18 protein-coding genes are annotated in these 25,624 nt (G+C 42.6%); 12 read left to right on the forward strand and 6 right to left on the reverse strand.

All coding sequences use genetic code 11. The features are described 5' to 3' along the window. The first annotated feature begins 67 nt into the window (after positions 1-67). The 11 genes from P1X15_RS05590 to P1X15_RS05640 all read left to right on the forward strand — a co-directional run bounded on the left by P1X15_RS05590 (position 68) and on the right by P1X15_RS05640 (position 20,638). Positions 68-1,159: a FecR family protein gene (locus P1X15_RS05590; protein ID WP_277337160.1), complete on the forward strand. Its 1,092-nt coding sequence runs from the start codon at positions 68-70 to the stop codon at positions 1,157-1,159. A gap of 162 nt (positions 1,160-1,321) precedes the next feature. After that, on the forward strand, positions 1,322-4,738 hold the full coding sequence (locus P1X15_RS05595) for a SusC/RagA family TonB-linked outer membrane protein (RefSeq protein ID WP_277337161.1): 3,417 nt from the start codon (positions 1,322-1,324) through the stop codon (positions 4,736-4,738). A gap of 20 nt (positions 4,739-4,758) precedes the next feature. Further along, on the forward strand, positions 4,759-6,540 hold the full coding sequence (locus tag P1X15_RS05600) for a RagB/SusD family nutrient uptake outer membrane protein (protein WP_277337162.1): 1,782 nt from the start codon (positions 4,759-4,761) through the stop codon (positions 6,538-6,540). A 44-nt stretch (positions 6,541-6,584) separates the two neighbouring features. Beyond that, the gene (locus P1X15_RS05605; RefSeq protein ID WP_277337163.1) at positions 6,585-7,070 is read left to right on the forward strand and encodes a DUF5018-related domain-containing protein; all 486 of its coding nucleotides are present in this window, start codon (positions 6,585-6,587) and stop codon (positions 7,068-7,070) included. Positions 7,071-7,215: 145 nt separating this feature from the next. After that, positions 7,216-7,905, forward strand: coding sequence for an FG-GAP and VCBS repeat-containing protein (locus tag P1X15_RS05610; RefSeq protein WP_277337164.1), 690 nt, complete (start codon positions 7,216-7,218; stop codon positions 7,903-7,905). 18 nt (positions 7,906-7,923) lie between these two features. Next, a complete protein-coding gene (locus P1X15_RS05615) occupies positions 7,924-9,387 on the forward strand; it encodes an endo-alpha-N-acetylgalactosaminidase family protein (protein WP_277337165.1) in 1,464 nt (487 codons plus the stop codon). Between the two features lie 44 nt (positions 9,388-9,431). Beyond that, positions 9,432-11,144 carry a right-handed parallel beta-helix repeat-containing protein gene (locus P1X15_RS05620; RefSeq protein ID WP_277337166.1) on the forward strand — a complete coding sequence of 571 codons (1,713 nt, stop codon included), beginning with the start codon at positions 9,432-9,434 and terminating at the stop codon, positions 11,142-11,144. Continuing rightward, a complete protein-coding gene (locus P1X15_RS05625; protein ID WP_277337167.1) occupies positions 11,141-12,943 on the forward strand; it encodes a right-handed parallel beta-helix repeat-containing protein in 1,803 nt (600 codons plus the stop codon). Before P1X15_RS05620 ends, P1X15_RS05625 begins: the two co-directional genes overlap by 4 nt. A gap of 90 nt (positions 12,944-13,033) precedes the next feature. After that, positions 13,034-15,961 carry a glycoside hydrolase domain-containing protein gene (locus P1X15_RS05630; protein ID WP_277337168.1) on the forward strand — a complete coding sequence of 976 codons (2,928 nt, stop codon included), beginning with the start codon at positions 13,034-13,036 and terminating at the stop codon, positions 15,959-15,961. 23 nt (positions 15,962-15,984) lie between these two features. Next, a complete protein-coding gene (locus P1X15_RS05635; RefSeq protein ID WP_277337169.1) occupies positions 15,985-18,240 on the forward strand; it encodes a beta-galactosidase in 2,256 nt (751 codons plus the stop codon). A gap of 13 nt (positions 18,241-18,253) precedes the next feature. Beyond that, positions 18,254-20,638, forward strand: coding sequence for a glycoside hydrolase family 95 protein (locus P1X15_RS05640; RefSeq protein ID WP_277337170.1), 2,385 nt, complete (start codon positions 18,254-18,256; stop codon positions 20,636-20,638). Positions 20,639-20,807: 169 nt separating this feature from the next. Here P1X15_RS05640 and P1X15_RS05645 read toward each other — a convergent pair whose 3' ends face one another. The 5 genes from P1X15_RS05645 to P1X15_RS05665 all read right to left on the reverse strand — a co-directional run bounded on the left by P1X15_RS05645 (position 20,808) and on the right by P1X15_RS05665 (position 24,156). Then, on the reverse strand, positions 20,808-21,122 hold the full coding sequence (locus P1X15_RS05645) for a DUF3817 domain-containing protein (RefSeq protein ID WP_277337171.1): 315 nt from the start codon (positions 21,120-21,122) through the stop codon (positions 20,808-20,810). Between the two features lie 2 nt (positions 21,123-21,124). Continuing rightward, positions 21,125-21,589: a hypothetical protein gene (locus P1X15_RS05650; protein ID WP_277337172.1), complete on the reverse strand. Its 465-nt coding sequence runs from the start codon at positions 21,587-21,589 to the stop codon at positions 21,125-21,127. Positions 21,590-21,660: 71 nt separating this feature from the next. Continuing rightward, complete coding sequence (locus P1X15_RS05655; RefSeq protein WP_277337173.1) at positions 21,661-22,569, reverse strand: AraC family transcriptional regulator; 909 nt, start codon at positions 22,567-22,569, stop codon at positions 21,661-21,663. A gap of 108 nt (positions 22,570-22,677) precedes the next feature. Then, positions 22,678-23,157 (reverse strand): Dps family protein, encoded by a 480-nt coding sequence (locus P1X15_RS05660; RefSeq protein WP_277337174.1) that lies wholly within the window; start codon positions 23,155-23,157, stop codon positions 22,678-22,680. 126 nt (positions 23,158-23,283) lie between these two features. Beyond that, positions 23,284-24,156 carry a hypothetical protein gene (locus tag P1X15_RS05665; RefSeq protein ID WP_277337175.1) on the reverse strand — a complete coding sequence of 291 codons (873 nt, stop codon included), beginning with the start codon at positions 24,154-24,156 and terminating at the stop codon, positions 23,284-23,286. Between the two features lie 274 nt (positions 24,157-24,430). Here P1X15_RS05665 and P1X15_RS05670 point away from each other — a divergent pair, with 274 nt between their 5' ends. After that, positions 24,431-25,054 carry a hypothetical protein gene (locus P1X15_RS05670; RefSeq protein WP_277337176.1) on the forward strand — a complete coding sequence of 208 codons (624 nt, stop codon included), beginning with the start codon at positions 24,431-24,433 and terminating at the stop codon, positions 25,052-25,054. A gap of 6 nt (positions 25,055-25,060) precedes the next feature. On the opposite strand, the gene P1X15_RS05675 is transcribed toward P1X15_RS05670, so the two are convergent. Continuing rightward, entirely contained in the window at positions 25,061-25,621 is a 561-nt protein-coding gene (locus P1X15_RS05675) for a DUF4256 domain-containing protein (RefSeq protein WP_277337177.1), read from the reverse strand. Between the last annotated feature and the right edge of the window lie 3 nt (positions 25,622-25,624).

The following is a 25,624-nucleotide window of genomic DNA, read 5'->3' on the forward strand; positions in this document are numbered from 1 at the left end:
AAAATTTAAAAAGAAGTGAGTACTCTACAAACTATCTGTCCTCTCTGCATTTGAAATTAATTTTCAGATGCAACCACGCGATTTATATACCAAAGTAGAAGACTTCCTTTCCGACGAATCTTTCCAGCGATGGGTCAGATTTAAGGAAAACCACACCCACTGGGAAGAATGGACATTAGAGAGTCCAGAAAGAGCTAAATTAGTAGAAGAAGCGAGGTTATGGATCGTATCGATGAACATAGACGATACCGAGCTTTCAGAGCAAGAAGTGCAAATAAGCCTGCAAGATACTTGGCAGACTATTCGGAGCCTCCAAGCACGTAAGTCGATTTGGCAGACCTATTGGTTTAGGGTGGCGGCGGCTATTGTGATAATAGGAGCGACCACTACGGCTTATTTTCTTTGGCAAAGAAGCCCCACTCATGCGGTCATTACTTACAAAGATTTGGTAGAGAAAGACACGGAAGGCTTGATTGAGCAAACCAATAATTCTAACAAACCTCAACTTATCACCCTTGCAGATGCTAGTTCGGTACTCTTACAGCCCAAAAGCAAACTAAGCTACCCCAAAGAATTCAGCGGCAACGAGCGCAAGGTCTATCTATCAGGAGAAGGTTTTTTTGAAATCAGCAAAAATCCTAGTAAGCCTTTTTATGTCTATGCCAACGAAGTGGTGACTAAGGTATACGGGACGAGTTTTAGAGTGATAGCCTATCCTACGCAGCCCAATGTGGAAGTAGTAGTGCGTACAGGAAAAGTAAAAGTGATGCCCAATGAAGAAATACAATCAGGTACCCAAGAAGGAATCATGCTTCTGCCTAATCAAGCTGCAAGGTTTGTAAGAAACAATCTCTCATTTGAAAAAATCTTGGACATTACCCAAGACAAACCGCTTATTGCTTCTACCAATACCATTGAACAACTGAGCTTTGAGTTTCGTGATATACCTGTCCAACAGATATTTACGACGATTGAACAGGCGTATTTGGTAAAAATAGAATATCCAAAAGAAAAGCTGAAAGATTGCTATATGACTACTTCGCTCAGCGATGAACCTCTGCCCGAAAAGCTTAAAATAATATGTGAAAGCTTAGGAAGTGATACTCGCTACGAAATGAATGGAAATCAGATTACAATAATTTCAACTGGCTGTAACTAACCCCCCTAAACCCCTGCCTATGCATTAAAAAAAGAAGTAAAAAAGAAAAGCGTCGAAATGCTGCAACATTCCAACGCTTAGAGCTTTCCTGAATCCTCTGCAAAGGAAAGGAAACGTCATGTCAATACCAGTCCTATAGTATTAAAGCTAACAATCAAAAGTATGGAAAAAAGTTTTATTCACCAACGGCTACTTTTTCAGATCGTGAAAATATCGGTGTTTCAAATGATACTTGCTGTTGTTTTTGTGGGAATAGCAATGGCCACGCCCGCAAAAGGGCAAGAAATGCTTGACTCAAAAGTGACGCTTGTTCTCAACAATGTGAGCTTAGAAAATGCATTGTCTGAAATTGAAAAAACAGCCCATGTCAAGTTTTCCTACAACTCACGTACGCTGAATCTTAGCCAGAAAGTAACTGTGAGCGAAAAAAATGAACTTCTCTCCACTGTACTTAATAAAATGCTTAAGCCGCTCAATATTAAGTATGTAGTAGTGAGTAAGAAGATTGTGTTAAGAAAAGAAAGTACCCCTAAAACGGGGTTGTTATACGAAAATGAAGCCTCCTCAAAACCGCAAGTAATAGGCAATGTGGATTGGGGTGTGAAAGGAGTCGTGACCGACGAAAAAGGTGAAAAACTACCTGGCGTAAGCATTACTATCAAAGGTACCACTCGCGGAACTACTACCAATGGCAACGGAGCCTACGAAATCAGTGTGCCTGATGGGAAGGCTGTTTTGGTTTTGTCGTTTATTGGTTATCAGCCTCAAGAGGTTTTGGTCGATAACCGAACCACCATCAATGTTTCGCTCGTTGCTGATATCAAGGCTCTAGAAGAGGTGATAGTGGTAGGTTATGGTACTATCAAAAAAGAGAAAAACATCACGTCTGTTTCGACTTTAGAAGCCGAAAAAATTACCAATCTTGGAGCTGCTTCGGTGGGCGAAACCTTGGGAGGACGGATTCCGGGGATTATTGTTAGCAACAGTGGCGGCGGACCAGGCAAAAAACCTTCTATTTCGCTTAGAGGGGGCGGTACGCCAGTGTATGTCATTGATGATATTATTTCTACCGAATTTCAATTCCAAACCCTTGCCGTCAATGATATTGAAAACATCTCTTTCCTAAAAGACGGCCCTGCTACGGCGATTTATGGGGTGGCGGCAGGAAATGGATTGGTTTTGGTCACTACCAAAAGAGGAAGTAACAAAAAGCTTTCTATCAATTACAACTTTGGACATGACTTGTCGCAACCAACTTATTTGCCGCGCAAAATCAGTTCGTACGAATTGGTGTCGCTCGTAAATCAGGTGGACATCAAAGAAGGTAATCCAGCGCGATACCCTGAGAGCGATGTTCAAAAATACCGTGACCAAACCGACCCCCTCAACTTCCCAAACAATGATTGGCAAAAGCTTGTGTTAAAAGAATTTGCGCCGCAGCAGCATCACAATTTATCGCTAAATGGTGGTAATGAGCAAATTAAATATTATGCCTCATTGGGTTATTTCAACCAAGGAACTTTGTACAAGTTTAATACTAACTGGTTGAAAAGATACAACTACCGTTTAAGTCTAACGGGAGATTTTGCCAAAATTGGCTTGAAAACTAGTATGACGATTTATGGCGTTGACGAAACTCGTCGCGACAATGCAAGCGGGTATGGAAGCGGGTATTTTGCGGTATGGAGTCACATACAAAATGCACCTCCTACCGACAAAGCATACGCTGATTTGGAACAAACCAAATATGCCAACAAAGGTGACCACCCTATCGTCGAAATCGACCCTCGCAGTGGGTATGTTCGCAACCAAGACCGCAACCTGAATGCCTTACTGAACTTTGACTGGAAAGTGCCAGGCGTAGAAGGTTTGTCGTTTCGGGCCAACGGAAACTTGAGTCAGGTGCAGGCGTTTGGGAAGTCTTGGAACATTACAGCTCCACAATATGCCATAGGAAGTTCTACTCCTGCTAGTACAAATCAGCCCAATCTTGGTGTCTCGACTACTACGGGCTATAATTACGTATTGCAAGGATTTGGAAACTATGAAAGAAAATTTGGCGGGCACAATGTCTCGGCCATGCTGGGATATGAAGAAGCTTATGGCTATAGCGAAAACTTCAGCACAGGCCGAAACTCATATGTGTTTGGGATTGACCAAATTTTTGCGGGGCCTCAAGCAACGGCTACCAACAACGGTTCGGCTTTTGAAAACGTCAGAAATGGCTGGCTGGGACGTGTGCGTTATGATTTCAAAGAAAAATATTTGTTTGAAGGAAGTTTTCGATATGATGGTAGCGATTTATTTCCAGCTGGAAAAAGAAAAGGATTCTTCCCCGGCGCAGCGTTGGGGTGGTTGATTTCTCACGAAAATTTTATGGGAAGTTTGGTTGAAAAAAATATCATCAACTTCCTGAAAGCCAGAATATCGTATGGTTCGGTAGGGCAAAATTCGGGTGTGAGCAGCTTTGCTTATGTGCCAGGCTATTCTACAGGTGGTGGCTACGTAGTAGGAGGTGTGTTGCAACCGAGCCTCAATGCCCCGAGCATTCCTAGCCCCGACATTAGTTGGTACGACCAGCAATCTTTCAATACAGGTTTTGATTTTGGGACTTTGGGCAATAAACTCAGCGGAAGCCTGGATTATTTTTACTTACGTACTACGGGCTATTTGGCTTCTCCATCAGGTGTGGGTTATACCGACCCTCTCGGAACAGCCCTGCCTACTCGCAAATCAAACGGGGCATTTAGAAGAGCCGGGTTTGATTTTACGGTCAAATACAGTGATAAAGTGGGTAAATTAAAATACACACTTGGTTCGAATTTTGTGAAGTTTGACCAGCTATGGGAAGTAAACCCCAACGAAGATAGCACCACCCTCAAAAACCCCAACACTACTTCGTATCACCAAATCGGATTCTTACAAACGGCTTATTTGTCAGCGGGATTGTACCAAAATTCAGCTGATATCATGAACAGTCCACGTCGATTGGCTTCAAATATAGCGCCGGGCGATATTATTTACAAAGACGTAAATGGTGACGGAAAACTCGACGGCGATGATTTTAGAAGAGTAGGGAAGGCTGGATTTCCAAGAGTAACTTTCGGCTTTACGGCTGATTTAACTTACGGTGGATGGTTTATGAATATGCTTTGGCAAGGAAGCGGAAAGCGAAGTATCTACTTGGGTGATGTCATTCAGAGTATGTATTCTCCTAATATCCGCTACGAATTTCAGACCCAAAACCATTGGGAGCCAGGCGCAGGCAATACCCAATTCCCACGCTTGATTTCGGGTGCAGCAGTGAATGGTGGGCACAATGCCGTCACTTCAGATTTTTGGGTGATCAATGCAGGCTACCTACGCCTAAAAGCGTTGCAGGTGGGTTACAACTTTAAAAATTATCTTTCCAAAGACTTAAAATTCATTTCAGACCTGAGGGTGACGTTGAGTGCTACCAACTTACTCACGTTTTCGAAGATCAAACAATACGGCCTTGACCCCGAAACAGGAAGTAACAACAACTACGATTATCCTGCTCAACGGGTGTATGCCTTATCTGTGAATCTAGGTTTTTAAACTCAAAGCAACTGAAAGCAATGAAACGATATATCACAAAAATAGTTTTGGCACTAACGGTTCTTAGTGTTTGTATTTACTCCTGTAAGCAATTGGACGATACACGGCCGTTTGACAAATTTGATGAGACTGCCGTATGGAGTTCAAAGAGCAATGCCATGCTTTTTGTCAACGGCGTATATTCATCAGTGTTAGGTCTATATACCAACACCGTTGAGGACGAAGTTCGAACCAGCAATATCATCCAAAGCGACGGAAATGCCTTCACGCGGGAGTCGATTACGAGAGATGATGATTATGGATTTAACCAATTTAGCAAAATCCGTAGCTGTAATCTCATCATCGAAAAAGCCAATGCATCGGCAGCTTTAGCAGAAGGTGATAAAGTAGAATTGGTAGCGCACGGGAAGTTTTTGAGAGCTATGACCTATTACTGGCTTGCGCGCCGTTTTGGAAGGGTAATATGGGTGGATAAAGTATTGACCGAAAACGAAACAAACTATGCTTTGCCTCAAACGACCAATATCGCCGACACCTATAACTTAATCATGAAAGATATAGATGACGCGATTGCGGGCTTACCCGCTTCGTCGCCTGCGGGGATTGCGACCAAGGCATCGGCTTATGCCCTCAAATCTGAAGCAGCCTTGCAAGCAGCCGCTTATACAGGCGATAACACTTACTACCAAAAAGCGATAGATGCAGCCAACGCCGTGATTGCAACTGGTAAGCCTTTGGAGACCGATTACGAAGGAATGTTTAACGAAAGAGCTAGATTTTCGCCCGAAATTCTTCTTGCTACTTACCGTGATAAGTCAAATACGGTAGTTTCGAGCATTCAGGATATGCAAGAGGCAATCCCTAATGTCAACAATGATGACCTTAGACTGCGCAATGCTACGCCCTTGTTTAAACAAGATAAGGTATTTGAAGATTGGGGTAAATTTTCTCCCACCCAAAACATCATCGACGAATACCTTGTCATTGATGCTGCCGACCCTTCTAAAGCAGTGAAGTGGGATCAATCGTCGCAGTTTTTGAAAAATGTTACCAAAAAACCTTCTACTTTTCTTGATAGCGCTATTGTGACAGGTACAGGAAGTATCAACAGTATTATGTATGATAACAGAGATAAGCGCTTGGCGGCTTCAATCGTCTATGATTCAACGGCTTGGTATGGCGAGTTGGTGACCACCAATCGCAACGGCAACCTGAACCGTATGATCAAAGGAAGTTTGAACTCTGGTTGCTGCACCCAAATCACAAATGCGTATTTCCGTAAAGGAATTTATAACGTTTCGCCCCGACCTTTTTATAATACCCCGGTAGATTATCACTGGGTGATTTTCCGCATGGGGCGCGTGTATTTGAACAAGGCAGAGGCATTGCTCATGCAAAACAAAATTGCGGATGCTGTAACCACCCTCAATATCACTCGTCAAGGGCACGGTGGCTTGCCGCCTTCTACGGCTACTACTGCCGAGGCTGCTTGGAAAGACTACAAACGGGAGCGTAGGGTAGAGCTTTTCAAAGAAAAAGACTATTACTGGAGCTTATTGCGCTGGGGAAAATACGGCGGAAATGCCAACGGAGGAGCTGCTCCTGGCGCTAAAATCGCAGAATTGCTGGAGAAACCGACGTTTATGGAAATCAATGCCACCCGTAAAGGATACCGCATAGAAGTCCTCAATTTCCAACTCAACGATCAGCGTATGTTTGACGAAACCCGACGTTATCTGTTGCCGATTCAGAATTCGCAAATAGTACGTCATGGGGCGATGACTCAAAACCCTAACTGGTAAATGTTCAATAACAAATGAGAAAGACGATGCAAACAATACATAAAATGAAGTATTTGCTTATCCTAGGCATGGCATTGACATTATCTTCTTGCCTTAAATACGGACTAGAAGAAAATCTGCCAAAATTCAAGGAAGCGCTTATTACAGAGGTTTTTATGGAATATCGCTTTGAAGACCCCACTGCCACATCGGGCGGAAGTCCAGTGGTGCGGAATGTGACGCTTACCTTGAGCCAAAAACAATTTAAAAGAAAAGAAAATACGGCCGGCGCTACCTTAGATTCGTTGATATTTAATGTAACAGTACCGGCTGCTTCTGGTAGTTTTACGGCTGCCGAAAAAGCGAAAGTATCTAAAAGTCGGTTGGTATTTATGACCAATATCTCGCCCGCCGCCACTATGGAGCCTTTGGAAGGGGCACCTATGCCGGGCATCCCTGGCGATTTTTCGCAACCTCGTAAATACAAAATTACCGCTGCCAATGGCGATAGTCGCGTGTGGGTAGTAAGAATTGCCAATTTTACGAATTAAACAAAAAAACTTCCCCAGTTGACAAAGGTAGATAGGTGATTTAAAACTGGGGGAGTTTGCCCATTGCTTCATAGGGCTATTGGTTAAGTATCATAAATAGTGGGTTATACCGATCGTGAAACTTAGGTTTGAATCCTGACATTTCATGATTCATTTATTGACGTATAAAAGGTCGGTTGTGATACAGCCGACCTTTATAAAAGCCCAACCGAAAACTGGTCGCAGCACTGCAATCATAAAAAAGATACCGCATTTTGACCAAATACTGTCGGTTTCTAAAAAGGGGAAGTACTATACTTTCTTAGGAAAAGAAGAAATAGAGAAGCGATTCCCGATGCTGATGAAGAAAAAATTTGTCGATTATGCAAGCTACGCAGGCAAAACAACGGAGGAGGTTTTTGGTGAAGACCTGAAACGAACCAAGGAACTATCTCTCCAAACGCTCTCATCATTGACCTTGATAAACAATGGAAAAGGCGGTTTTGAGTCGATTCCATTGCCGTCACCTGCTCAATGGGCACCTATTTATGCTTTTGCGGTGGGAGATTTTAACAATGACAACAAAACCGACCTCATAGCTGCCGGAAATTTTAGTGGTGTTTCGCCTTTTGAGGGGCATTATGATGCCAGTTATGGTTCTGTTTTACTAGGAAGTGGCACGGCAGCTTTTAGTGCATTATCGCCCCTCCAATCGGGTCTGACCTTAAACGGAGAAGTGAGAGATATCAAATCTCTCAAAACACTGAGCGGGGTGTTGTGGTATGTAGTATCAAGAAACAATGGAAGCCTTCTGTTTTATAAAAATTCAATAAAACAGAAAAAAACTAGTAGATGATTTATATCGATTTTGAAAATGACAAACAGTTATAAGCAATTAATAAGAAGTGTATGTCTGGCAAAAATTTTTGTTTTGTGGGTAGGCGCTTTGGCGGTTGATGCCCAACAAACAACCCCCCGCTTTCGACACGATTATTCTCAGACCTTGGTGATGAAAATCATGAATGCTCTTGTAAACAAAGACGGGTCGTGTCAAAAAGTATGTGATTTTGAAAAAACACTTGAGCTAATCAAAACCATCGATGCCCTGACGATGGGGGTGCCCAAAATAATTTATTTGGTAGGGTGGCAATACAACGGCCACGACGATCGGTATCCTGCTTTTTTTGAAGTTAATAACTCCCTGAAAAGACCGCAAGACGCGTCGGGCCTACAAAGCTTGAAATGGTTGATGAAAGAGGCCCGCAAATACCATACGACCATTAGCTTACATATCAACATGACTGATGCTTATACCAACAGCCCACTGTGGGATACTTACGTAAGCAAAGACATGATTTCGAAAAACAAAGACGGGAGTTTGAAAGTAATTGGCAGCTATAATGGACTCAGTGCGTACCAGATTAATTATCGAAATGAGTATGAAAATGGTTATGCACAGATGACAATCGACAAACTGCTAGCCTTGCTTCCCGAACTCAAGCAATCGGGCACGATTCACTTAGATGCTTGGTTTGCAAGACCCAGCGAAGGGCATTCAGAATCAAACATCATCGAAGCGGCTTATCAGAAGAAAATTTGGCAATACTGGAACGCCAAAGGAATAGATGTTACGACCGAAGCGGTGCTGGATTACATGGTCGGAATGGTGCCTTTTTCGTATCATCTTTATCCTATAAATCAAGATTTTTTCTTGAAAAACCCTGCCAAGGTATTTACTGGTACAGACTTTAATCCTGACGTGCCAAGTGATGTGGATTTGGGCTTTTTGTTTGGTATTTCGATGAATGCCGAAACGATTTTCCCAAGTGCTTGGAGCGAACAAATCAAAGATAGTTGGTACTTGCCAAGTGATAAGTTGTTAATGCCGCAGGTGCCTTGGAGCGAAATGAGACGTACGTATTGGACTAAAATTTTTATCAATGAATTTTACGAACACTGTCCTCAATACTTTTTTCTGAATCGACATCAGCGATTGAAGGTAGAAGGAACGGGTAAAAATCGGGTCGCTCATTTTTCCGACGGTGTAAAAGTATCGCTGAAAGATAGTTTAATAACCAAAAATGGACTGACCCTTCGCAGTAAAAGTAATCTGTTTTTTCCTGCGCAATGGGTTTCCAACAATAGTTATGTTTTTTATTCCTACTGCGCCACAAAAGTAGCGTTGGAGGTGCCTAAAGAATGGCGAAATTATAAGATGGTTGAAGTAAAAGAAGTAACCGAAAATGGATTTGTCAAAAAAGGCAATATCGCTATTGTAGGAGCAAAAATCCAAATAGAGACTTTGGGCAATAGCCCTTTATTAATAACGCCTAAGTAGTAAAAAAGACTACTTTTGATGAGTTTCTCTAAACCTAATTTCTTATGGCTTTCCGACAAAGCGTTATACTATTTATAGTTTTATTTATCCACACCTTTACTATTTTTAGCCAAGTTTCGGTGACGAAATTTGGTGCCTTACCCGACGATACCCTCAACGACCGTGAAGCCATTCAAAAGGCCGTGGATTATTGTAAGGTAAATCGGGTGAAAAAACTGGTATTTCCCGCTGGGAAGTACCTAATCAGCGAGCCCAAGGCCATTCAGCTTATGAATGATGTGATGGATGGCAAAATGGGTCGCAATCCGCAAGACGTGGTATTTACCCCGTATTACCCGTACAGCCGAGGCATTCACTTTGAGGGAATTAACTCCCTCGAAGTGGATGCCAACGGTGCGAGGTTGGCCGTTAGCGGGTGGATGGAGCCTGTATCTATCGAAAATTGCAAGAATCTCACCATAAAAGGGTTGACCATTGATTACGAAACCATGCCTCATAGCGAAGGAGTGGTGGTAAACGAAGGGGATGGCTATTTTGATGTACGATTTTCCAAGGAATTTCCGATTAGAAACAACCTGCTGATGCTGCGGTTGATGTTTTGGGATTTGAGTAAAAACCGACTTTTAGGTAAAAGCATTTATTTTCCAAAAAAGAACGAACTGATTGATGCCGAAACGGTTCGGATTTGGGCTTCGTATTCCCAAAAACTCCTCGGACATGTAGCGTTGATAAACCACATGTTTCATTTTCGGCCTGCGATTCTTATCAATGAATCCATTAACACTGTTTTGAATCAAGTCACGATTCATTCCCAGCCCGGTATGGGAATCGTAGGGCATCGTTCCGAAAATATTTTGATGAATGGCCTGCGCATTGTCCCGCGTCCAGGTTTGTACCAATCGACCAACACGGATGCTACCCACTTTACATCTTGCAAAGGTACGATTCGTTTTGATGGCTGTACGTTTGAAGGTCAAGGCGATGATGCCACCAACGTACATGGTTATTATCAGTTGATTAAAAAGAAGTTAGCTTCGCAAAAGTACGTCATCGAAATGGAGAAAGCGTGGGGTACGCACGCCATGGTGCTCGATTATCCCGATAAAGGCGACGTGCTCGAACTTGTTTCGCGGAAGACGTTGGCCGTGGTCGGAAAATACACCGTTACACAATCGGAACCCAAACCTAAAGATTGGAATACGACCATTACGCTTCACAAATCTTTGCCCGACGATTTAGAAAATTATTACCTCATCGATGTGACTCGATTGCCACGTTTGGAATTTGTTAATTCGTACGTAGGTAGTCATTTGGCGCGGGCGGTGTTGGTCAAAACTCGTCAAGTATTGATTGAAAATTGTACTTTCAAAGAAAGCACAGGAACGGCCATTCATATTGGTGCCGAGGGAGATTGGCGCGAAGGAGCTGGGTCCGAAAATGTGATTGTGCGCAACAACCGCATTCTACGTTGCGGACGTGGCGACGGAACCAACGACGGAGCTTCGGCCATCGCTATCAACGTTAAAGCTCCTGATATTTCGGTCGCGGGTATTCACAAAAACATCTTGATTGAAAGAAACTTGATTGAAGGTGAAAATGCCGAATGTGGCATTTCGGTGGCGGGAGCCTCGGGCGTCACGATTCAAAACAATGTTTTTTGGGGCTGTAAAAAGCCCATTGTCACCAAAGCATCTGAAAATTTGAAGATGTTTCATAACTATATTGGAAAAACGAAAATCCTTCCTGAAAACCCATGAGCAAAAATAAAATAATAGGCTACGGCTTGCTTTTAATGCTGTGCTTTTGCAAAACGACCTTTGCCCAACAACGCGTACTTTTGAGCAATTTTGGAGCCAAGCCCGATAGCTACGAAAACGCAAGCCCCGCACTCGTCAAAGCCATTGAACAGTGCCGAAAATTATCCAATGCCACGCTCGTATTACCTGGTGGGCGTTTGGATTTGTGGCCAGATGGTGCGTACAAACAAGAAATTTACATTTCAAACAGTACAGAAAATGACACGTTATCGAAGGTTAAAAACGTCGCTTTTTTGTTGAAAGAGTTTAAAAACCTAACTATTGAAGGCAACGGAACGCAAATATATTTACACGGAAAAATGGTGGCATTTGCCCTTTTTAAGTCTTCAAACATCACGATTCGTAACCTCTCATTTGACTACGAACGACCCACGATGAGTGAGTTGATGCTGACGTCGGTGTCGCCCACCAAAGTAGAAACCAAGCTGCACCCTGACACTCGTTATTTTATTAAAAATGGAAAATTGGGCTTTTACGGAGAAGGTTGGAAAAGCAACAATCACCACACCATTGTTTTCAATGAAATCGACGAAACCCTAAAATACAGCTCGTTTAAGGCATTTTTGGAAAGCAAAGCCGAAGAAAAACAAAAAGGAGAGGTCGTATTTACGGGAGATTTTTCCAAAACCAAATTGACAGCAGGGGAAAGGTTGTCGATTCGTGACCCTTACCGCGACAATTGCGGCGGATTTATTAGTCTGAGTCAAAACGTGTTGTTACAAAACCTCAATTTGCACTTTATGCACGGATTGGGAGTAGTATCGCAGTTTTCCGAAAATATCACCATTCGAAAAGTCAACGTAGCGCCTCGTCCCGAATCAGGACGAATTATCAGTGCCTTCGCCGACTGTTTTCATTTTTCGGGATGCAAGGGTAAAGTGTTGATTGACAGCTGTTTCACTTCAGGTGCGCACGATGACCCTATCAATGTGCACGGAACGCATTTGCAAATCGTAGCTAAAACGGGTTCCAACAAACTCATGGTGCGTTTTATGCACCACCAAACGTATGGTTTTGAGGCATTTTTTAAGGGCGATAGCATTGCTTTTGTGAATCCTAAAACACTGCAACCCTTAGGTTATGCCAAACTTAAAAATGCAGTATTGAAAAACAACCGAGAAATGGAATTGGAAACTGATAAACCCTTTGCTGCCAATGTGGCCGTGGGGCAGTGTATCGAAAACCTTACTTGGACGCCTGAAGTGACGATACGAAATTGCCGTTTTGAACGAACAAATACGCGCGGTATTTTGATGACAACCCGCCGCAAAGTGGTGATTGAAAACAACCATTTTTACAAAACAGGGATGCACGCCATTCTCATTGCCGACGATGCCGCCAGTTGGTTTGAGTCTGGACCCGTACAAGATGTAGTGATTCGTAACAATGTGTTTGAAGAATGTGGATATAATTCATCACCAGGTAGTTATGTGATTGCAATTGCGCCCGAAAACCACGATTTAGTCAATGGTTTTTACGTTCATCGAAACATTCTCATTGAAAATAATACCTTCAAAACTTCGGTAGCACCCTTGCTGACGGCAAAAAGTGTGGACGGTTTGGTTTTTCGTTATAATAAAATCATTACGTCAAAAACGGTGGATTTTATGGCCGATAAAACCACTTTTAGAATTGAAGCCTGTAAGAATGTAACCCTCACTGACAATTCTTTCCCCCCTGGCGACAAGCCTATTCTGACTACCTCCCACATGGAAAAATCGGAAGTAAAAATGGATTGATACTAGCCTTAATAACCCTGCCAAGGTTCAAAACCTTGGCAGGGTTGACTAAACCAAACCTTAGAAGGGCTTTCTTAACCCCATGCCTTTATGAAATCAATCATAACCTTTTTCGCTTTTTTGTGTTTGGGTTTTGGAACATTGTGTGCCCAAATACATCCCTATGCCGTAGCCACCACGCCTTGGCTGGAAGAGCATGGCAATCACCGTGCTATCATTAAAGTGGCGCAACCAGCCGAGGTTGTTTATACAAAAATCTATTGGCGACGCCGTGACGCTAGTCCCCAAGAAAAACGGCTTTTAATAACCGATGAGAAGGGGGTGGAAGTGACTAATATTCATCGTGTTAAAATTGATAGAGAAGTTGGAGAGTTTGTCTTCGAACCGAGCCATGCAGGCGTTTTTTACGTGTATTATATGCCTTTTGCGGGGAAAAAGAACATCGGTTGGTGGGAAGGAAAGTACTTGACTCCTGAAAACAAACCCAATCAAGCTTGGCTCGAAAAGCATCGACTTTTGGCCAAAGATTTTGAGGCAAAATCACTTCCGCAAGCCTCAGTACTGAAAATAGAATCACGAACGGCTTTCGACAGTTTTTATCCTATGGAAGTGGGCGCGACGCACGCGGAAAGAGAGACATTGATTGGTCGTGAAAATAAAAATTTTCTACTTTTTCCAGAAGATAGAAAATTTCCGGTCCGAATGACGGAAAATATTCCTTATCGATGGATTGAGCAAAAACCCGCTAACGTGTTTCATGGTAAGGCATTACGCAATGAATACTATGCGTTTCAGATTGCCGTTTTTGCGGCTAAAAAAGAGCTTAAAAACCTCAAAGTAACGTTTTCGGGAAACAATAAAGTGACTTGTTTTAACACGGGAGGCACCGACGCAGACGGTCATCCGTTTACCAAAAAAGTGGACGTAGCCCAAGGAAAAGTACAACCACTTTGGTTTGGCGTTGATATTTCTGCGACCGAAAAACCGGGAAAACAATCGTTTGATGTAATCATTTCCGCCGAAAATGAAGCCCCCCAAACAATAAAAGTAACCCTCGACATAATCAATCAAATCCTTTCCGACCGGGGCGATAGCGAGCCATGGCGGCATTCTCGACTGCGTTGGCTAAATTCGACCTTGGGCATGGACGACCAACCCGTTGCGCCTTACACGGCTTTGAAAAGAAATGGGAAACAGATTACGTACCTCATGGGAGAAGTGTCGCTCAATGAGTCAGGTTTTCCAGAGGCGGTGAGGGTCAATCAACAACATTTGCTTCGTAACCCCTTAGTGTTTGTCGTCGAAACGGAGGCGGGAGTGGAAAAAATCACTCCTTCCTCCCTTCGATTTACCAAAAACAGCGCGGGCGTAATTTCGTGGGTAGCCGAGGGAAAAGGCCGTAGATTTAGCCTTCGTTGCGACGGAAGCATGGAGTTTGACGGTACATTGCTGTACAATATTCGCTTAAAAACGGAAACACCCCTGAATATAAAAGATGCTCGGTTGGAGATTCCTGTGGAGAAAGCCAATGCAACCTATTTTATGGGCATGGGGTTGCCTGGGGGATTTTGTCCCACGGAATACCAATGGAAATGGAAAGGCCCGCAAGACTCGTACTGGGTTGGTTCTGTAAAAGCAGGGTTACAATGCGAGATGCTGGGTGCCGATTACACAGGCCCCTTATTGAACCTCTATCATCCTGCGCCACCGTCGTCTTGGTACAATACTAACAAAGGAGGGTTTAGAATTTTGAGCAATGACGCGCAAACGCTCGCTACAACGTACTCAGGAGAACGGACGATGAACGCAGGGGAAAGCCTTGACTTTTCGTTCCGTTTATTACTCACACCCGTCAAGAAACAAGATACCTACGACCAGTTTACCAACCGCTATTACCACGACGGAAATAAGCCTGCCCCGTCGCTGAAAGATTTGGCATCGGGCATTAAAATTACCAATGTTCACCACGCAAATCCTATCAATCCGTACATCAATTACCCCTTTATTGCGGTCGATAGCATGAAAAATTTCGTGGACTATTGGCACAGTAAAGGCTTGAAAGTCAAGATTTATTACACAATTCGCGAACTGACAAATCAAGTTCCTGAGCTGTGGGCGTTGCGGAGCTTGGGCGATGAGATTTTTGCCGATGGCAAAGGAGGCGGTTTTCCGTGGCTACGCGAACATTTGGTGGAGCATTATGATGTGCAATGGTTCAACAAAATCAACGGTTACGAAGAATGCGACGCGGCGATTCGGACGGGTGGCAAATCCCGTTGGTACAATTATTACATCAATGGCCTCCAATGGCTGGTCAAAAACGTTGACATCGACGGGCTTTATCTTGATGACGTGGCCTTCGACCGAAATATGCTGAAACGAATGCGGAAGGTGATGAATGTCGTCAAGCCAGGTTGTTTGCTGGATTTACATTCCAACACAGGGTTTTCAAAAGGCCCTGCTAACCAATACACCGAGTATTTTCCGTACCTCAATAAACTATGGTTTGGCGAAAGTTTTAACTACGACAAAATGCCGCCCGAAAACTGGATGGTCGAAGTGTCAGGTATTCCGTTTGGGCACATGGGCGATATGCTACACAGCGGCGGCAATCCGTGGCGAGGTATGGTTTATGGCATGACGGTTCGCTATCCGTGGTTTACGGAAGGGGTGAGTTGTGACCCGCGTGATATTTGGAAAATTTGGGATGAGTTCGACATTGCCCATGCTAAAATGAGCGGCTATTGGGAAGAAAATTGCCCCGTCAAAACGGACAACGAAAAAGTGCTGGCAACGGCTTATATTCACCAAGGAAAAACCCTTATTTCGGTGGCATCGTGGGCGTCCGAAACCGTAAAAGTGAAACTGAATATCGACTGGAAAGCCATCGGCATCGACCCTTCTAAGGCAAAATTTACTATTCCTGCCGTCAAAAACTTCCAACAAGGCCAAACTTTTACCAAAGATGACGCCTTGGAAATCGCCCCGACGAAGGGGTTTTTATTGATTGTTGAATAAAAAAACGAAACATATTTTTTTTCATGAATATTTTAAAAAAAATGGGCTTGAGCTTAACCTTTTTGGCAGGACTGTCGTCAACGCAGGCTCAAGAATTAGCCGTGTTGGACATGAGGAAGGTTGAAAAAATAACCCCAAAGACGTTACCTATGCAAGCGAGCAATCCTTCAGGTAGTATGTTGGCGGCTAATAACCAGTATTTTATCAAAAATGGTGAACCGTGGTACCCACTGATGGGCGAAATTCACTACAATCGGGTAAATGATCAAGATTGGGAAGAAGCACTTCTGAAAATGAAAAGTGGCGGTTTGGGGATTGTGGCCACTTATGTATTTTGGAACGAACATGAAGCGCCAAAAGGGACATGGGACTGGGAAAAAGGACGGAACCTACGGCGGTTTGTCGAACTGTGCGGAAAACATGGACTTTATGTTTGGCTACGAATCGGGCCGTGGTCTCACGGGGAGCAATTGTACGGCGGACACCCCGATTGGATAAATTCAATGAAGGGCAAGCGCTCCAATGATTCGGCATATTTAGCAGAATCTTCTCGGTTGTTCCAACAGATTGGTAAACAAACAAGCGGCTTGTACTTCAAAAATGGTGGGCCAATCATTGGGGTGCAGTTGGAAAACGAATATGCGTCAGGGCAAGCGGAACATATCTCAACGCTTAAAAAAATGGCGCTTTCCAGCAAAATTGAACCTGTTTTTTGGTCGGTGACGGCCAATACAGTCTTTGACGATACCAAGGAACAAGTGATTCCGCTCCAAGGTGGATATCCATACCGTGGTTGGGAAAAAGACGGAGGGAAGGCTACCAAAGATTTCCTCTATGGCAACGACCAATGGATTATGACCGATGCTCTTGGTAAGGTATTTTATGATACCAATCGTTTCCCAAAAGGCATGTGCGAACAGGGCTGCGGGAGTCAGGTGACTTACGCAAACCGTTTTGTGGTGGAACCACATATCGTAGAAGCACACCTTCAAAATCAAATGGGGCGAGGGATGAACATGATGGGGTATTATATGTTTCACGGGGGTACCCAATCACCTGGACTCAAAGAGCCTGGCTGTCCCGAAAATTATGATTTTCAGGCGCCCATTAGCGAATTTGGCTACTTGCGCCCTTCATATAAATACCTGAAAATTTTACATCATTTTGCCAATGATTTCGGAAAAGAGCTGGTACAAATGCGTGTTGTAGAAGCCCACAATCCACTCCGCGATGAGTTGAATACGGAAAAACTCAGGTACATAGGTCGGGTCAAAGACAACCACGGGTTTGTGTTTTTATGTAATGCCCAAGTACGGGTACCCATGCCTGATAAGCAGGTGTCTTTGCAAATAAAACTCCCCAATGAAACGATTAACTTTCCGACGTTTATCCTGAAAGGGGAAACCTCGCCGATTTTACCGTTTAACCTAGATCTCAATGGTATTTTAATAAAATATGCCCTTGCACAACCATTTGCCAAGGTTGAAAATGAGGGGAATCTGATGGTATTTTTTCAAAAACTCAATGGCGTTGAGCCGCAAGTGGCACTTGATAAAACCACCCTACAAGAGATGAAATCTGCTGGTTGGATACTTCGCAAGAAAGATGGTTTTGACGTATTATCTTCCTCAAAATCAAATGTAATTGAACTTAAAAATGGTAAAGGAAAGCGGGTGACCTTGGTGTTTTTGACGCGTACCGAAGCCGAAAAAGCATGGCGTATCAATCTAAATGGAAAGCAAGCATTGGTACTTTCGGAAGCTGATATGGTCTTGAAAAACAATGAAATAGAGTTGCTTCAGATGAAAGTGCCTACTTTCGATTTTAAAATATATCCTGCCAACACAATAGCATTTGAAACGTCTATGAAGAAGATTGAGTCGTCAATTTGGGATAATTATACAGTAAGTGTTCCCCAAAAGAAACCAGCATTGAACCTACAAAAAAGGGCAACAAATGAAATCGAAATCGGTAGTGCAGAGGCCTTTCCTACTTATATCAATGATGTGTTTGTGAAGGTAGATTATCGAGGCGGGCAAGCAGAAGTATGGCAAGGCGAAAAACTGAAAACCGATCACCTTTTTAATGGGGTGCCTTGGTTGTTGGGCTTAAAAAATTACCTTCCATACGGGCAGTTGATTGTGCGTTTAGCAGATTGGAACAACAGCATAACGGGCATTTCGGCTGAGGTAATTGACGATATCAAGAAAACAGGGCCTTCTTTCAACGCCATAGAGGTAATCTCCCAATACAAAACATCGGTTAAAATGAACCCCTAAACATCCCTTTTTTATGTTAAAAGTCCTTATTAAAATCGGTTTATGCCTCGTAATTGTGGGCAATGCTTTTGGTCAAAAACATCCGTTGAAACTTTGGTACAAACAACCTGCTTCGGCTACCACACCCGACAGCAAAGACGGTTGGAAAGACGACCAAGAATGGCTCAAAGCGCTGCCAATTGGGAATGGAAATATCGGTGCGATGGTGTTTGGAGATGTTAACAAAGAACGCGTTCAGCTCAACGAAAAAACGCTTTGGAGTGGTAGCCCGTTTGACAACGATAATCCTGACGCACCCAAGTATTTGGACGAAATTCGAAACCTTCTTTTTGAAGGGAAATTTAAAGAAGCAACGGCTTTGACCAATAAAACGCAAATTTGTAAAGGGCAAGGTTCGGGGCATGGAAATGGTGCCAATGTGCCTTTTGGCTGCTTTCAAACTTTGGGTGATTTGTGGTTGGATTTCGGAAAACAAAGTGATTATCAGTCATATTATCGGGATTTGAACCTGAATGAGGCTATTGCCAATGTCAGCTATACCCAAGATGGGGTGACTTACAAACGAGAATATTTTGTCAGTGGACCTTTGAACGCATTAGTAGTGAGGCTAACGGCGGATAAAAAAGGCGCTCTTAGTTTTTCGGCTTCGCTGAATCGTCCTGAGCGTTTTACTACCGAAACAAGTGACGGAGAATTGCGAATGTTTGGCGCGCTTCATAATGGTCAAGGTGGTGATGGTATACAATATATAACTCGACTCAAAGCTAAGTTGAATGGAGGGACGCAATCATTTATGGATGATAAATTAGTGGTAAAAAATGCCGATGAAGTGATTTTATACCTGACGGCTTCGACCGACTATTTGCCCAATTATCCCATTTACAAAGGCCGTGATTACAAAGGAATTACGGCGGCTAATTTGAAAAAAGCATTAGCTCAACCATTTGGGCAAGTCAAAAAAGAGCACCTTGCTGATTACCAAAAGTATTACAACCGAGTGGTGTTGAGTTTGGGTCAAAATACTGCCGATAATATCCCAACCGACGAGCGACTTTTGGCCATTAAAACCTCAGACAACGATAATTATTTGACACAATTGTATTTCCAATTTGGTCGATATTTGTTGATTTCTTCGGCCCGTGAAAACACGCTGCCGGCCAACTTACAAGGCATTTGGGCCAACAAAATTCAGACGCCTTGGAACGGCGATTACCATACCAATATCAACATTCAGATGAATTATTGGCCTGCCGAAGTTACCAATCTTAGCGAACTACATTTGTCGATGACGCAGTTTATCAAGGACATCGAAAAACCCGCTACCAAATCGGCTTCCGTACAGTTTGGGTTGCCGGGATGGAGTGTCAATCCGATTGTGAACGTGTGGGGTTTTACCTCGCCTGGCGAGCACCCTTCGTGGGGATTGACGTCGGGGGCGAGTGGCTGGATTTGTCAACATTTGTGGGAGCATTATGCTTTTACAAAAGATAAAAACTATTTGCAGTCGGTGTATAGTACGCTGAAAAATGCGGCTCGTTTTTACAAAGCTTGGTTGGTCGTTGACCGCGAATCGGGGCTGTTGGTGTCGGGGCCTGCGTCCTCGCCCGAAAATGGTTTTGTGGCGCCCGATGGTAGTCGAGGTTCGATAAGCATGGGGCCTGCCCACGACCAAGAAATTATCGACGAGCTTTTTGGCAATGTCATCAACGCCGCAGAAATTCTCAATGACAAAGACACTTTTATCGAAGAATTGAAAACAGCCCGTAAACAACTTCAACCCGTCAAAATTGGGTCGGATGGGCGCGTGATGGAGTGGGCTAAAGAGTACAAAGAAGTGGAGCCAGGACACCGCCACATGTCGCATTTGTACGCGCTTTACCCTGGGAATGCGTTTAATTACAGTCAAACCCCGCAGTTTGTGGAAGCGGCCAAAAAATCACTGGAATATCGTTTGGCCAACGGAGGTGGAGCGAGCCAAACGGGCTGGAGCGCGGCATGGGTGACTAATTTTTGGGCGAGACTGAGAAACGGTGATGAAGGATTGAAAAACTTCAACATTATTTTGAAACAAAAATCAGCGCCTAATTTCTTTAACCTTCACCCACCTTTTCAAATCGACGGAAATTTTGGGGCGACGGCGGGAATTGCCGAAATGCTTCTTCAAAGCCACGACGGAAACATTGAACTTTTGCCCGCCTTACCCTCGGCTTGGAAAGATGGCGAGGTCAAAGGGCTTTGTGCCAGAGGTGGTTATGTAGTGGATATGAAATGGAAAGACGGGAAGTTGACCCACGCGCAAGTATCATCAAAACTAGGCGGAACGGTCAGTGTAAAATACGGCAAAAACACCAAAACAATCACGGTGCAAAAAGGAAAGCCAACAACCATTGCCCTTTAGACTTGCTATGACTATTATAAACTTGGCAAGTCTTTGATTTGAAATTTAAGGATTAGATAAATTAGGTAAGAGATGAATGTATCAAACCAGACTGCCTCCTTGAAGTAGTCTGGTTTTTTTGTAGAAGTTTAGAAGTCTTCCTTTTGAAAGGTAAACTCTACCAAGCTGTTCATGGCTTTCTGTAGAGTGGACCAAGGATTTTAGCATCAATATAAAATGTGCCAAAAGGAATAAGGCAAGCAACCAATATTTTCCAAGTAATTTCTTTGAATTTCCACTGTTGCTCAATGCCCACTTGAAAGGTATTGAAAATAAAAAGCAGAAACAAAGCACCGTGTATAGGGCCGAGGGTTTTGACCATGCCAGGGAAATGAGCAAAATGTTTGAGAGGCACAGCTATAAATACCAACATGAGGAGAGAAATACCTTCTAAAAAGGCCAAAAGTCGTAATCGGCCAATAGGAGTTTTGAGATAAGTCAACATGATTAGAAAGGTCTAAAATAAGGTCGGTGGGCAAGGGGAGAAAAGGGCCAAGGTATGGCGATAAAAATGATGAAAAGCGTAATACTAAACCACATAAGCATGGTTTTGTACTTTTCTTTATCGGTCGGTTTTCTCTTCGCCAAGGCCGACCCTATGGTGATACATACCACGGCCACAATCATGAGGAAAGAATGAATCAGGCTAAAAAAAGTGAGTTCCCAATACTGAATCCCTTTTGCTGAATTGCTCCAAAATGATTGAATAATAGGGCTTTGGCTATAAAGAATAAGACCTATGGTCAATTGCAAATGAGCGATAGTGGCAGTCCAATGCCGCAGGGCATTATCGGTTTTGGAAAAAAGGAGAGCGTGTGAGTAGCCACTCCATGCGCGATAGATAGAAACGAGCAGCGCAAGCAAGACCAACCATCTGAATACCGAATGTAAAGTGAGTAAAATAACGTACATTTCTTTGCTTTTAAAATTTAGGCAAAGGTCGTCTGAAATGGTTGTGAAGAGTAGGACAGATACACCTAAAATCAGGATTTTTCAATCATTTTTCGATATTGCATAGGTGTCAATTTTTCGCATTTTTTAAACAATCGACTAAAATAAGAAGCATCATACATTCCTAGTTGAGCCGCAATATCGCTAATAGAATGGCTGGTTTGGAAAAGCAACACTTTGGCTTCTGTCACCAAAGTCTCATCAATCCACCGAGAAGGAGATTTTTGGGTAATTTGTTTGACAATTTTATTGAGGTGATTAGGACTTACATTGAGCATAGAGGCATAGTCCGTCACCAGATGTTTGGTATGAATGTATTGGTGAAGTAATTCTTTGAAACGATTGGTCAAAGCTATTGCCTTTTTATTTTCACTATTGGAAAGTGGTTGATAAGTCGTATTTAAATCGCAAAGAGCAGCGATTAAATAAGATTGAATGATGGTAGGGTTTTTCAATCCATTTTGTGCATATTCGTCATGGATTCTTCCAAAGGTTTGACGGAGATAATTGGCAATGGGGGGAGTAGGCCGGATAATGGGATTACCCCAAATCGTCAAAAATTCAAACTCTTTAATAAGGTCGCTGCTTCCTATTTTGCCCGTTAGAAAACTGTCGTCGAAACTACACAAAAAACCTTCGTTTACCTCGTATTGGTCATAACTAAACACCTGTCCCGCTGCAACTATCAAGCATTCATTTGTGTGGATTTGGACGGGATAAGCCCCAATTCGCATGGTAGCTACGCCACTTGTCAGATAAATCAAGATATGAGTATGACCTCGATTGGGAGGCACGGGAAGTTTGGAGATTTTGATGAGATCTTGTACGTTGACCATAAAAAAACGTCCATAATCTTGTTTGATTATTTCTTTAAGCTTAGGGTCGGGCTTCATAAAAGACCCTATAAACTCATCTGTATTGAACGTCTTAATATCCTTCATTACGTTAATTTAGGTTTTAGGAGTCAGGATTAAATCGAAAGGCATCAATAAAAAAGGCATAATAACGGATTTTGTACCGCTATTATGCCGCAGGCGCAAATCACTATATTATTGTTTGTTCAAAAAGGCCGAGTACATCCAAACTAGTTTTTCTTGAGCTCGTATGTAATCGCTCATGAGAGCGTTGCTACCTTCATCATTGGCATCAGCGGAGAGACTTAATAGTTCGCGCTGAAGCGATATAATGATCTTGAAAGACTCCAATATATCTTTTACTGCTTTGATACCATCCGAGACTTCGGTGCTTTCTACGATTTTAGATGCTTTTTTGTAGTCAGAGTAGTTGTGATTGGGAGCATAGCCTAGAGTGAGAATTCTTTCGGCCACTTCGTCGATTTTGAGCAGTAAGTCATTGTACAATTCTTCAAATTTTAAATGTAATTCAAAGAATTTGTCTCCCTTGATATTCCAATGATAGCCTCTTACATTTTGATAAAAAATAGAGTAATTGGCAAGCAAGGCGTTAAGTTTTACGGCGAGGTCTTGTGATTTTTCAATATCAAGGCCGATTGCATTTAGATTAGTCATGGTTATTGAATTTATGTCAAATATTTATCTTAAAACGCGTTCAAGTGTTTACCCATAGTTGATTTGTAGTGGCTAATTGCCAAATTTACTTGCTTTGTTCAAACTAAAGCTACTCGATATAGATATTTAAGGTAAGTACTTCCGAACATCAAAATCTACCGAATATATATCTTCTTTAAGTTTGTTGGGTTGTTTCTGCTGCCTAGAGAAGTACAGTTTTTTTTCTTTTTGATGAACAAAAGGACAAAATTCTGCCATACTAGAATTGATAGGTTGACCTAAATTTTTGGGATTTGTCCACTTGCCTTCTTTTTTTATACTAATAAACAAATCTACTTCTCCATAGCCTGTGGAGTCGGACGAAAAATAAATAAGATAATCTTCATCTGGGCTCACAAACGGATTGGATTCTCTGGCGGAGGTATTTATGGGTAAACCTACATTTTTGGGAGTTTGATAGACACCGTTTTTATATTCTGATACATAGATGTCTGATTTGCCTATTTTATCTTCGTTTTCTTTCATAAAATAGATATTCCTGTTTTTAGCCATTGAAGCATATGACTCAGATTCTTCGCCGTTGATGAAGTTGCCAAGATGATATGGTTCGCTCCAACCTCTCTTTAGCCTTGTCACCGCCCAAATATCAAAATCTGTTCTGTGAGCAGCGCGACCTGTTGTGCGGGTAGATTGAAAGAATACTGTTTTTCCGTCAGGACTAAACATTGGGTCAATGTCTTTCCATTGGCCTTGGGCGCTCGAAAAGGAGGCTACCGTTGGGGATGACCATTGTCCTTTGATTTTGTGCGATTCCATGATTTTTAGTGTGTCACGTTTGCCATTGGAACTCACCCAAAGGGCTATTTTTGAATCGGGCGAAATCGTGAGTCCAAAAACGCCTCCGTTTGAGATACGTTCTGGTTCAAACAAAGTAGGCTCGCTTTGAGCTTGACCGTAGAAAGATGCCAAAAAAGTGGCTAAAAAGAGGAAGTATTTCATGAAAAGTAGTTTTAAATGGCTGCTATAAAGTAGAGCCGACATATATGACGGCTCTACTTTGCATATAACACTACCGCTTTGCCAATAAGTTTCACATTTTTTTCTTCCTTTTAAAAAGCAAAAGTCGAGTTATTATTAACGCTTTCAGGGGTGTGGAAAAATGGGCTATTTGCTAGAGATAGATAAATTGAAAAGAGATAAAATTGAGAGAACAGTAGTGATTCTATCACGAATATGAGTAACTTTATTTCTCCACATCAACTCCTATTCTTTCATGAAATCCTTTTCTATTTATCTTCGTTGGGTATTCGTTTTTATGGTTGCACTGACGCTAAATGGCTGTCGCAAAGAAGAATCGGTTGAGCCGATTCCACCGCTTGGAAAATCTTTTTTGTCAGTTGAAGTAAACGGCAAAAAACAAATGTACATAGAGGGTGAAGACAACATGACACTCTTTAGTAGCTTCCAATTCAGTACCGAACATCCTAATCCAGGACATGGGGCAAGTTTTGAAAATGCCGATGGTACCATTAATTGGGGCTTCTTTTTTTTCTTTACTCCTGAAGAGTACAAACAAAATACGGGTAACTATCCATTGCTTTTCAAATCAGGGAAGCATGATTTTGTTAAACTTGACAAAAGCTATCAATATCTAAAAATAAGAGGAGTCGAGATTAGAAAAACTGAAAAGACCGCGTTGGGTACTCCTTGGAAAAGTACTGCTTACCAACAGAATGAGCAACCACAAGAGTTTGAAGTGACAGATGCTTATTTCTATAATTTGACCTATGATCGTTTTATTTGGGTAGAGGGCAAATTTGACTGCTGGATTGGTGATTTTGTAGAAGCAGAACACATCAAAGGAACGTTTCGTATTAAAGTACAACACGATCTTTAGTAAAAATCACACTTTTAGAGAGCCACGGAACCCTCTAGCGCTGTAGTAAGATTGGACGCCATTGTGATAAACAAAAACTCTTCCAAAGCGAAAATCTCCAAAAATAGCTCCGCCAAGTTTTCTCATATCGGGTGGAGTAAGTAGCCAACTTGAGGTTTTGGTATCAAATTTACCTAGGTTTTGTAGCATTCGATATTGGTCTTCTGTCAAAAGCTCAATGCCCATCTCCGTGGCCATATCGATAGCACTATCGGCAGGTTTGTATTCTTTTCTCGCTTCCAGTGCCTCGCGGTCGTAGCAGAGGCTACGGCGGCCTTTGGGGCTTTCGGCTGAGCAGTCAAAAAAAATGTACTCGTCCGTATTTGCCTCATAGCCTACCACATCAGGCTCGCCTTCGGTTTCTTCCATTTCGTTGAGCGACCAGAGTTTTTCGGGCTTTGCTGCTAGTTTTGCTTGTACTTTGTCCCATTCGATGCCTTGATGACGGTTCATGTTTTTCTCGAAACGAGTTTTCAAGATACCAAATAGCTCTTCGCGCCGTTCTTGGGGTAAGTTTTTGTTGTTCATGAT

Source organism: Runella sp. MFBS21 (genome assembly GCF_029433105.1).
Lineage (GTDB): Bacteria > Bacteroidota > Bacteroidia > Cytophagales > Spirosomataceae > Runella.

Coding starts and splice junctions, on each gene's coding strand:
- P1X15_RS05590 (WP_277337160.1), top strand. CDS start 68: ATGCAACCACGCGATTTATATACCAAAGTAGAAGACTTCCTTTCCGAC.
- P1X15_RS05595 (WP_277337161.1), top strand. CDS start 1,322: ATGGAAAAAAGTTTTATTCACCAACGGCTACTTTTTCAGATCGTGAAA.
- P1X15_RS05600 (WP_277337162.1), top strand. CDS start 4,759: ATGAAACGATATATCACAAAAATAGTTTTGGCACTAACGGTTCTTAGT.
- P1X15_RS05605 (WP_277337163.1), top strand. CDS start 6,585: ATGAAGTATTTGCTTATCCTAGGCATGGCATTGACATTATCTTCTTGC.
- P1X15_RS05610 (WP_277337164.1), top strand. CDS start 7,216: ATGATTCATTTATTGACGTATAAAAGGTCGGTTGTGATACAGCCGACC.
- P1X15_RS05615 (WP_277337165.1), top strand. CDS start 7,924: ATGACAAACAGTTATAAGCAATTAATAAGAAGTGTATGTCTGGCAAAA.
- P1X15_RS05620 (WP_277337166.1), top strand. CDS start 9,432: ATGGCTTTCCGACAAAGCGTTATACTATTTATAGTTTTATTTATCCAC.
- P1X15_RS05625 (WP_277337167.1), top strand. CDS start 11,141: ATGAGCAAAAATAAAATAATAGGCTACGGCTTGCTTTTAATGCTGTGC.
- P1X15_RS05630 (WP_277337168.1), top strand. CDS start 13,034: ATGAAATCAATCATAACCTTTTTCGCTTTTTTGTGTTTGGGTTTTGGA.
- P1X15_RS05635 (WP_277337169.1), top strand. CDS start 15,985: ATGAATATTTTAAAAAAAATGGGCTTGAGCTTAACCTTTTTGGCAGGA.
- P1X15_RS05640 (WP_277337170.1), top strand. CDS start 18,254: ATGTTAAAAGTCCTTATTAAAATCGGTTTATGCCTCGTAATTGTGGGC.
- P1X15_RS05645 (WP_277337171.1), bottom strand. CDS start 21,122: ATGTTGACTTATCTCAAAACTCCTATTGGCCGATTACGACTTTTGGCC.
- P1X15_RS05650 (WP_277337172.1), bottom strand. CDS start 21,589: ATGTACGTTATTTTACTCACTTTACATTCGGTATTCAGATGGTTGGTC.
- P1X15_RS05655 (WP_277337173.1), bottom strand. CDS start 22,569: ATGAAGGATATTAAGACGTTCAATACAGATGAGTTTATAGGGTCTTTT.
- P1X15_RS05660 (WP_277337174.1), bottom strand. CDS start 23,157: ATGACTAATCTAAATGCAATCGGCCTTGATATTGAAAAATCACAAGAC.
- P1X15_RS05665 (WP_277337175.1), bottom strand. CDS start 24,156: ATGAAATACTTCCTCTTTTTAGCCACTTTTTTGGCATCTTTCTACGGT.
- P1X15_RS05670 (WP_277337176.1), top strand. CDS start 24,431: ATGAAATCCTTTTCTATTTATCTTCGTTGGGTATTCGTTTTTATGGTT.
- P1X15_RS05675 (WP_277337177.1), bottom strand. CDS start 25,621: ATGAACAACAAAAACTTACCCCAAGAACGGCGCGAAGAGCTATTTGGT.